The 5,661-nt window shown below is 37.0% G+C and carries 7 protein-coding genes and 1 riboswitch; of the genes, 2 read left to right on the top strand and 5 right to left on the bottom strand.

Annotation, left to right across the window (positions count from 1 at the left end; translation table 11 throughout):
- The 3 genes from D7322_RS28210 to D7322_RS28200 form a co-directional block, all read right to left on the bottom strand.
- Positions 1–418 (bottom strand): hypothetical protein (locus D7322_RS28210; RefSeq protein WP_147430573.1); only part of this gene is annotated, 418 nt, incomplete at its 3' end.
- 157 nt (positions 419–575) lie between these two features.
- Complete coding sequence (locus D7322_RS28205) at positions 576–1,394, bottom strand: hypothetical protein (RefSeq protein WP_121127500.1); 819 nt, start codon at positions 1,392–1,394, stop codon at positions 576–578.
- A 14-nt stretch (positions 1,395–1,408) separates the two neighbouring features.
- Positions 1,409–2,227, bottom strand: a complete 819-nt coding sequence (locus tag D7322_RS28200; protein WP_121127499.1) for a hypothetical protein — start codon at positions 2,225–2,227, stop codon at positions 1,409–1,411.
- Between the two features lie 794 nt (positions 2,228–3,021).
- Between D7322_RS28200 and D7322_RS28190 the strand changes: the two genes are divergently transcribed.
- A complete protein-coding gene (locus D7322_RS28190) occupies positions 3,022–3,516 on the top strand; it encodes a GNAT family N-acetyltransferase (RefSeq protein WP_121127497.1) in 495 nt (164 codons plus the stop codon).
- Positions 3,517–3,621: 105 nt separating this feature from the next.
- Positions 3,622–3,716: riboswitch (TPP riboswitch) on the bottom strand.
- 263 nt (positions 3,717–3,979) lie between these two features.
- Entirely contained in the window at positions 3,980–4,783 is an 804-nt protein-coding gene (locus D7322_RS28185) for a (deoxy)nucleoside triphosphate pyrophosphohydrolase (RefSeq protein WP_121127496.1), read from the top strand.
- Between the two features lie 25 nt (positions 4,784–4,808).
- On the opposite strand, the gene D7322_RS28180 is transcribed toward D7322_RS28185, so the two are convergent.
- Positions 4,809–5,153 carry a tetratricopeptide repeat protein gene (locus D7322_RS28180; protein WP_121127495.1) on the bottom strand — a complete coding sequence of 115 codons (345 nt, stop codon included), beginning with the start codon at positions 5,151–5,153 and terminating at the stop codon, positions 4,809–4,811.
- A gap of 2 nt (positions 5,154–5,155) precedes the next feature.
- The coding region (locus tag D7322_RS28175; protein ID WP_183078884.1) for an exodeoxyribonuclease III at positions 5,156–5,661 on the bottom strand (506 nt) is incomplete at its 5' end.

The following is a 5,661-nucleotide window of genomic DNA, read 5'->3' as shown; positions in this document are numbered from 1 at the left end:
TAGCATTTGTTGCCGCAGCCCAATTCGAATGCCCTGGCATACTGGATTTATTATTTGTATCATTCAAAACCTTGCGTACAATATCAGAGAAATACGTTTCTTTGCCATAAATTAATTCGTCCATTTGTAATTTATCCTGATTACGGGACTCTCCTGCTATTACCGTAGCCCGAAAAACAATAATTGAGTCGGCCGCTATCTTACCAGCTTTTAATCCTACCCGAGTTACCATTCCCTCGTCAATATTATTTGTAGCAGGATCATCAATAAAAGTATATTCTCCACCAGTCAAAGCCCATCCCAGACAATTCGAACCTTCTGCAGCTGTAGCCGGACGTAAAGCGTTTTCCTCTACGCCAACTGCCTTATAAGCGGTTACCGTTATTTTTTTAGCTGAAGTCAATTTATACTCCTCCATTAATAGTTCGTTACCATAATCATTGTAAACAAAGCGCTGGCTTCCGGTCTTTACAGCTACAATCTTCCCCGAACCGGCATCCCTCTTCCAAGGATCTACAGATTGCGTATTGCCAGGATTAATTGCTTATCAGAGTTTATAATGCTCTGTAATATTATTAAAATAGCTGCAGAGGATCGTTCGGATCTTCTTTATAATCCTTAATTCGAAGCTTTCTTTCTCTACCACTCCCACTGACGCTAAATGTCCTATCAGGATTTAAGCGTACAAAGATCTCTATAATGCTGGTAAAAGGTGTTCCTCCTGATCGATATGGCAAAAACAATCCCTTCGTATTTAGGTTAGCTTTGTTTTCTTGATTATAGTCCTGATAATTATCACATATATAACTATATAATTTGTCGTCTTCATCTCCATGCAATAGCATTTTTTTCCCAAGGCTACCATCTCTGTTTACAATAGCTTGAAGAATCAGAATAGAATCACCAGATGGAACTATGGTTTCCTTATAATTAGCATTTAGTTTTTTTTGAAATTTCAACTGAGATGAATGTCTAAATCCACAAAAGACTGACCCGTCAAAGAGAGGCTTTATAGAAATTGACTGAGCCTCTACGCTTAAAATAAAATTACTGCTCTGCCTATCAATAGAATTCACCAATTCTTTATTTTTTGTCAATTTCTCGATAAGAGAATATTTCTTTTTCAAAAAAAATAGATCGCCAGCATATTTGAGGGAATAATAAGTCTTATATTTTGAGCCTTTCAATATATTATCCTCAATTTTCCCAAGTATATAAATTGATTCGGCGGTATCATTTCGAAAGTTTATTTGAAAACCATTTACATCAGGATAATTTTCAAATATCTTTGCAATATCTTTCCGCACATGTTTATTCCTAAAATGGACCTTCTTTTGGGCTAAAGCTGTATTAAAACAAATAAAAATAACTAGAAAGCAGAAAATCAATTTCATATATAGGTGGCGTTTTAGTTCGTTTTCTTGTATGATCTAGGATTTCTGTTATAACCACATGTAGAAATTTGGGCATGTTCTCCCTTTACTTCTACAAAAATATCTATATTACTTTTCACGTGTCTACCACCTTGTGTAGCAGACTTCCATGGTTTCCCTAAATTGACTAACCACTTTTTTAATAGGTCCCCATAGATACTATTATCACCAATAATCGTTTTAACATTGCCTAGGCTCCCATCCTCTTTTACAAGACCCTGGAATAGAAATACACTTCCATTTTTAGGTATTTTACTTTTTCCCAAAGTCTCCATAAAAGCGCTAAAATCCTGCTGTAGTTTTTTACTTCCTTGGTAATAATTCGCTGAAAATGTAACCATTGTAGGTTCTCTAACAGAAGGATCACTTTCTACTTCAGTTATTATTGCCTCGTATCTAACCGAGTCACGATAGAATTTTGCATGAGTATCTACTTTTCTTTTTTTTAGGATTTCCTTTCTATACGGTGGAAGTATTAATGTTACTGTTGGACATTCAGGAATATTAAGCTTCCCGAAGGCCAAGTTCAGTAGATAACGATCGCCAGGGAAATCTAGGTAATAAAAATCTTCAACAGCGCGTTTTACACTATCTAAATAATAAAAACGCAAAGAAACAGGGAGACGGTCTTTGTATACAATAATGACACTATCTACCTGTGTGTCTTCTTTTAGAAATGTACTGTATTCGCCATTCTTTTGGTTTATATATACTCTACCTATATCTGTTATTGATTGAGCAAAACAGTATTGAAAAAAGATAACATAAAATGCAATAATGATAAACCTTTTCATATCTTTTTAAATTTTCTAACTGATATCCACAGACAAGTTACGTGGATACTATAATGCATCAATATCTAAAGGGCGCATTTCAACATCAATAGTTCGAATTAAATTTGGATTAAATCCCATATTAAAAAGATGTAGAAATCATAATATAATTGGCTACGGAAAAAAACAAGGTGCTTAAGGAGCTAGGAATCGAAATAGACTTCACGTTGAACTAAAGCATAGCTTAATTAAGAAAACTGTTATACATATACTTTAATTCAAATAAATATATAAAAAATGAAATAAACAAAAGAATTAATTTATCTCCAAACATACCATAAAACATTGACTGAGTAATCTTTTTGTATATATTACTCTATTTACAACCGATTGCTTCAACCAAGATAATCATTAACTTTAGACCTCACTGCTGCAAGTAACCTGTGCGATAATAGAACACGCCAACAAGATACTGATCTGCCAACGATCGGCTTGGATGAGGCTTGCGGTGAAGTAGGAATTTCCGGGTGGCAAGATCGAAACGGGATAATAGAGAAAACATTGAATAGGTGCTTGTATCGGCAAAAATGGGATACAGTTCCGGGGAATACACTGATCTGGAATATATTTTCCAAGATACAGTATGAGGTAGGCTTGCTGAAGACTGGTCAAGGCTCCCGCCGCCTAAAGCGGCTGTTGCTGTATTGAAAGCTGACAGCATACCCAAACCTCAAACTGATCTGAATATCGTATTGGGGGAACTGAAAGAGCTTCGATCAGCAGTTATTGATAAATAAACATAAAAATTATAATCTATGGAGGTCATGAAATCGGATGGAGACCATATAAAGATCATATTGAAAGAAATGTCTGTGAAAGATGCTGAGTCATTTTACCAATTGTATTTTGGAGATGAATCAGCCGACCGGGATCGGACAACTAATGAGGAGTATATGAATCCAGTACAGTTTACAGAACATATTCTATCTCTTTGTGAGGAACTCTACAGTATACAAACTGTGGAAAATGAGAATATAGTTATTGGTGACTGCGCCTTACACCACTGGAATCAGGAAGAAAAGAAAATTGAGATTGGTGGTGCCCTGCTGCCCGAATATTGGGGAAAAGGAATAATGTCTGCAGCTTTTGAGTTGTTGATAGCAGTGGCAAAAGAAAAGTACCAGGTAAATGTATTGGTAGCAAAGACGGAAATAACGAATCTTAAAGCATTGAAATTTGCTGAAAAATTGGGTTTTCAGAAGATAAGTAATGAAGACGATATCATTATCCTTGAAAAAAGGGTTTTATAGTGGGGCAGTACTCAGCTGAAATAGTTTCGATGTAATCTGACAGTTAAAGGGCAAACAATTAAGTTTGTAATTCTAAAAAACAACAAGGGTTTTGGCCGAAACCAAAACCCCAGGAAACATTTCTCCCTTCGCCAGCATTACCTGGATCAGGTTCTATGGGTATATTCTCAGATTTTTTCAAACCACCCCAAAATATTTCCAATATAAGGACAAAAGCCAATCGTATTTAGTTTTAAAAAGATTTGTTAGTTTATTACAAATAGATAGGCTAAACGAATTCGATGGGTCGATAATAATCTCATACAACCATTGAAAGTAAAGAAAAAAAGATTTACCTTAATCAAAAAAAGGTAACAGAGAAGAATGAACTGCAACGACCGATTATTTCTAGTGCAAGATTGCCTCCGAGAAGAACAACTGTAGTTGCTGTGAGCTAAAATATCACTTTAATTACCCAAAGCTTATGGCTATCATAAAAGTTGTCTGCGGAATTATATTCAAAAATGATCTGGTCTTGATCTGCCGAAGAAAACCAGAAAAATCGTTATGCGGTTACTGGGAATTCCCGGGCGGAAAAGTGGAAGCGTCAGAATCTTATGAGGAATCATTGCGACGTGAACTGATCGAAGAATTAAATTTGACAGTAAAAATCAAACGGCACTTTAGAAATGCCATTCACCATAATGAGAAGAATCCGATCCAGCTGATCTCCCTTATCTGTACAACTGAAGACGCTGTGGTAGAATCTACTGATCATGACCTGATCGAATGGGTCAAGGTGGAAGAACTATTGAATAGGAAGCTTGCTCCTGCCGATGTATCCATAGCGCAGCAACTGCTTGATGAATATCGGATTCCGAGTGATCAGACGGCTCCAAACAAGTCCAGGAGCTTAAACTGGAAATATATTGTTAGGCATTGGAGTGGTATCTTGTTGTTAGGTTCGATATTATTTAGCCAGAATACTAAATTTGATTTAATTGGTTCGCTAGATAGTGTACAATCAATAGCCTGGTTGATATTATGCCTATATTTTAGCGCAATATATGCCGTTCCTACCTTGCTATGCTATCTGTCGGCATTCTTTATACTCAACAAGAGTACTATTCAAGTAAAGTGGATTAAATTGACCCTAACTTCGATTTCAATTGCTGGGATTGCGCTCACAGCATCGCTGACGCAGGGCAACGGGCGACTTATGCCGATATTATGTTATTCGACCGCTGCTATAATCTGCGGGCTATTTTTCAGGATTAAAAGCTCGTGATTTGACTCTTTGTATGATCATAACCTTATTGTATAGTTATCCGTGTTGACTTTGTCGTTGAGAAGCCCCATTGATTTAGCCAGGCTGAGACTGAGCGGGCAGATTTACGGTTTGCCTTCTTCCAAGTTTGTTGGTCGTCCTTTATATCTTTTTCATATGCGCCGATGGCCTGCTTAATAACTGCCAACTCTTTTTTATAATCTTTTAGCTTTCGATAAAGGATCATTAAGCGATTGTATGCCCCGGACTGTAATGGGTCTTTGCTTATAACTTGGCTGTAGCTTTTTATGGCATCTTCGGTTTTACCTTCAAGTTCCTGCAATCGTGCCTCCTTTAGCAACTCATTTTTGGATCTCCTACTAGCAGCCATATTTATTTTTTATCTTTCAATATAATCCAGACAGGCGCATGGTCACTGGCTTTTTCCCATCCCCGAACGTGTCGGTCGATCCCTCCTTCCAATAGCAACGGAGCAACGATGGGGCTTAAAAGAACATGATCCAGCCGTAGCCCAGCATTTCGACCATATGCATTCCTTAGATAATCCCAAAAGGTATAAACCTGTTGATCTTTAAAAAGCGTCCGGATTGAATCGATCCACCCTTGGCCGATAAGCTGTTTAAAAGCTTTTCGAGCTTCAATTCTAAAAAGGGCATTTTCTATATATTTTTCCGGCTTGTAGACATCCTGTTCCGTAGGGATAATATTGAAATCACCAATAAGGATAACAGGCACTTCCATTTTTAAAAGAGCTTTTGACCGTTTCATTAATCGCTTTATCGTATCCGCCCGACCAAGTGCATATTTTATGAACGCTTTATAATTCCGAGGTTTGCTTAATGAGTTCAAAGGAAAAAAGAGATCAGATGCTGTCGATG

The sequence above is a fragment of the Sphingobacterium puteale genome (assembly GCF_003627955.1).
Classification (GTDB): Bacteria; Bacteroidota; Bacteroidia; order Sphingobacteriales; family Sphingobacteriaceae; genus Sphingobacterium; species Sphingobacterium puteale.
Note: the sequence above shows the minus strand (reverse complement) of the source record. Positions and strands in the feature narration are given on the sequence as shown.

Excerpts from the sequence above, each read along its gene's own strand:
- D7322_RS28205 (WP_121127500.1), bottom strand. The coding sequence starts at position 1,394 with ATGAAATTGATTTTCTGCTTTCTAGTTATTTTTATTTGTTTTAATACA.
- D7322_RS28200 (WP_121127499.1), bottom strand. The coding sequence starts at position 2,227 with ATGAAAAGGTTTATCATTATTGCATTTTATGTTATCTTTTTTCAATAC.
- D7322_RS28190 (WP_121127497.1), top strand. The coding sequence starts at position 3,022 with ATGGAGGTCATGAAATCGGATGGAGACCATATAAAGATCATATTGAAA.
- D7322_RS28185 (WP_121127496.1), top strand. The coding sequence starts at position 3,980 with ATGGCTATCATAAAAGTTGTCTGCGGAATTATATTCAAAAATGATCTG.
- D7322_RS28180 (WP_121127495.1), bottom strand. The coding sequence starts at position 5,153 with ATGGCTGCTAGTAGGAGATCCAAAAATGAGTTGCTAAAGGAGGCACGA.